Annotated in this window: 2 protein-coding genes; both read left to right on the forward strand. The window is 59.2% G+C overall.

The features are described 5' to 3' along the window. The first annotated feature begins 244 nt into the window (after window positions 1-244). Window positions 245-1,075 (forward strand): ABC transporter substrate-binding protein, encoded by an 831-nt coding sequence (locus tag M0974_RS07790; RefSeq protein ID WP_297834931.1) that lies wholly within the window; start codon window positions 245-247, stop codon window positions 1,073-1,075. 221 nt (window positions 1,076-1,296) lie between these two features. Continuing rightward, a complete protein-coding gene (locus M0974_RS07795; protein ID WP_297834933.1) occupies window positions 1,297-3,189 on the forward strand; it encodes a DEAD/DEAH box helicase in 1,893 nt (630 codons plus the stop codon). Window positions 3,190-3,475 lie beyond the last annotated feature (286 nt).

Consider the following 3,475-nt stretch of genomic DNA (forward strand, 5'->3'; position numbering starts at 1 on the left):
CGTGCTCACCCGTGTGGTGGGAAAAAGCCCGAGAAAACGCGGAGCAGCGGCTCAAACATCGAATGGAGCCTGCCCAACTCAGCGAATGGCTGAATCACTGGGGCGTACGGCAGATTCTCGGCAACCGACGCGAAGTGATTCTTCAGCACTTACTGGCATACGAAACAGCGAAGGGATGATGTGCCCGTTCATGACCCCAGATCCGGCACTGTTCTTTCATCAACGCCCGTCGTAATCTCCGCTCATGCCTGACACCGCCCGGTTTCTGACCGCACTTCTCTTCACCTGCCTGAGCTTCAATGCGCTGGGTGAAACCCTGCATATCGTGACCGAACCCTGGGCACCGTATGTGTACATCGAAAACGGCCAGGCGCGCGGGTTGGATTACGAAACCACGGCGATCATTTTCGAGCGACTGGGGATCGACGTGAAATGGGAGTTTTTACCGTGGAAGCGGTGCCTGTCGATGCTCAAGCAGGGCCAGGCAGACGGCGCGCTGGATATCTTCAAAAGAAGCGAGCGCGATGATTTACTGCTCTATCCCAGCGAGCCACTGTCGGATGTCGAGTGGGTGCTTTTCTATGCCAACGCTCGCCCTCACCCGTTCCTGACGATGGATGATTTACGTGACCTGACCATTGGGGTTTCGCCGGGTTATCTGTATAGCTCGGCGTTCGATGCATCGACGGTGTTCACTCGCGAGCCCGCGCCTAGCCATGAAGCTAACTTCGGCAAACTGCTGCTGGGGCGAATTGACATGGTGATCACTGACCGTCGTGTCGGTCAGCACGTGCTTGATCAAATGAAGGCTCAAGACCAAATCACCCAATCGCCCACCGTCCTTGGCCGTGAACCGGAATACCTCGCACTGCGCAAAAATGCCGGCATGGACTTGCTGGTGCAACGGTTTGGCGCCGAACTTAAACGCTTCAAACGTGAACCGGCGTATGCCGAACTGGTGTCCCGGTATACAGGCGAGGCTGTAATGTCTCCGATCCTGCCGGCTGGAGACCCCGGACGCTCTGCGGCTACCCCAATTAAAACCGTTGAGCAGCAGGAAAGCGGCGCACAGTGATTGCTCTGTTATACTGCGGCCTTCCCGCCAGGCTTACGCCCGGACGCTCCGCCTTGCAATAGACCTCTCGATCACGTCAGTCGCGCCTTTTTTTTCCCGCGACCACGTGCCGAAATGACTAAAAGGCCCAGCAGGACCGGACGAGATTGCGTTATCTAAAACGCCATTCGCCAGGCAAGACCATTCTTATGGGCACCGCCCTAACTAAAACAGGATTACTCATGTCCTTTGCTTCCCTCGGTCTCTCCGAGGCTTTAGTCAGCGCCATCGAGGCAGCTGGCTATACCCAGCCTACTCCAGTGCAACAGCGGGCCATTCCCGCCGTGTTGCAAGGTCGCGACCTTATGGTTGCTGCTCAGACAGGTACTGGTAAAACCGGCGGCTTCGCCCTTCCGATTCTGGAACGGCTGTTCCCCAATGGTCATCCGGACAAGTCCCAGCGTCACGGCCCGCGCCAACCCCGCGTCCTGGTCCTGACACCGACCCGCGAACTCGCGGCGCAAGTCCATGACAGCTTCAAGGTCTACGCCAAGAACCTGAAGTTTGTCAGTGCCGTGATCTTTGGTGGTGTCGGTACGAACCCACAAGTCCAGGCCATGGCTCGCGGCGTTGACGTGTTGGTGGCGTGCCCTGGCCGCCTGCTCGATCTGGCCGGCCAAGGCAGTGTCGACTTGTCCCACGTTGAAATCCTTGTGCTCGACGAAGCCGACCGGATGCTCGACATGGGCTTCGTCCACGACGTGAAAAAGGTCCTGGCCCGTCTGCCGTCCAAACGTCAGAACCTGCTGTTCTCGGCGACCTTTTCCAACGACATCACGGCGTTGGCTGGCAAGCTGCTGCACAACCCGGAACGCATCGAAGTTACGCCGCCGAACACCACGGTCGAGCGAATCGAACAGCGCGTTTTCCGCTTGTCGTCGAGCCACAAGCGCTCGCTGCTGGCGCATTTGATTACGGCCGGCGCCTGGGAACAGGTCCTGGTATTTACCCGGACCAAGCACGGCGCCAACCGTCTGGCTGAGTACCTGGACAAACACGGCCTTTCCGCCGTGGCGATCCACGGTAACAAGAGCCAGAACGCACGAACTAAAGCCCTGGCCGACTTCAAGGCCGGTGCGGTGCGCATCATGGTAGCTACCGATATCGCCGCTCGCGGCCTGGATATCGATCAGTTGCCACACGTCGTCAACTTCGAATTGCCGAACGTCGATGAAGACTACGTCCACCGTATTGGCCGTACTGGCCGTGCGGGTCGCAGCGGTGAAGCGATTTCTCTGGTTGCACCAGACGAAGAGAAACTGCTCAAAAGCATTGAGCGCATGACCAAGCAGAAGATCGCCGACGGCGATCTGATGGGCTTCGACATCACGGCCGTTGAAGCCGAGAAGCCAGAAGTGCGTGAGCGTCCGGATGTTCGTGCTAACCCACGTGCGCCCCGCGGTCCACGCGGTGATGGCCCTGCCGGTGGTGGCGGTGGCAGCGGTCGCAAGGACAAAGGCAAAGACCGTGGTCAGGAAAAACCTGCCGCGGCTGCAGCACGTCCTGAGCGTCCAGCACAAAAGCCTCGCGAAGGCACGCCGGCACGTGAACAGCGTCCGGCAACTCCGCGCTCCGATCGTGCTCCAGATGAGTTTCTGGATGACGAAGTGGATAACTTCGGTAACCGCGCTGATTACGTCAGCCCGTACCCGAATAAAGGCCAAGGCCGTGGCCGTCGTCCGGGCGCACCTGCTCCGGCCGCAACCGCTGGCGGCGCTGCACCTGCTGCTCGTGCACCGAGCCAAGGCCGTCCAAGTGGTCCACGCACCGGCACCGGCGCCACGACTGGCACGCCGCCAGCCAAACGTACCGGCGGCGGTCCACGTAATGGCGCACCTCGCGACGGTCAAGCCCGTCGTGAAGAACAGCCACGCAACCGCCGTCCAGCACGCGATGATCAACCCGCACGCCAGGAACCGGCAGTTCGCGGCCCGCGTGATGGTCAGCCAGCGCCGACCATCGTGCACAAAGAGTCCAAGACCGACCGTTTCCCGTCGGCCGAGCAACTGGACCAACTGCCAAGCCGCCCACGAGGCGAGAAGCCAGCACTGCTGACGCGTAATCGCGAAGGTTGAGCTAGCTGACTAAAAAACGCCCCAATTGGGGCGTTTTTTTTGGTCAGTCCAACCATCCCGAAAACCTAGATGTGGGACCGAATTCATTCGGGAAGGCAACGCCGCGGTACATCAGACAAACCGCGTCGCCTGCTTCCCGAATGAATTCGGTCCTACAGAACTGAACTGCACCCAAAAAGTTGGACACCCATCTGACTTTTTGGGTGTTTTGCATGAACAGGTATACAGCCTCATTTAAACAGACTGCGATTAAGGCCTACCTCGATGGCCCGGCAGGATTTCGAAC

The organism is Pseudomonas sp. (genome assembly GCF_026224925.1).
Classification (GTDB): Bacteria; Pseudomonadota; Gammaproteobacteria; order Pseudomonadales; family Pseudomonadaceae; genus Aquipseudomonas.

Bases quoted from the DNA above. Each gene is read 5' to 3' on its own strand.
- M0974_RS07795 (WP_297834933.1), top strand. From the start codon at position 1,297: ATGTCCTTTGCTTCCCTCGGTCTCTCCGAGGCTTTAGTCAGCGCCATC.
- M0974_RS07790 (WP_297834931.1), top strand. From the start codon at position 245: ATGCCTGACACCGCCCGGTTTCTGACCGCACTTCTCTTCACCTGCCTG.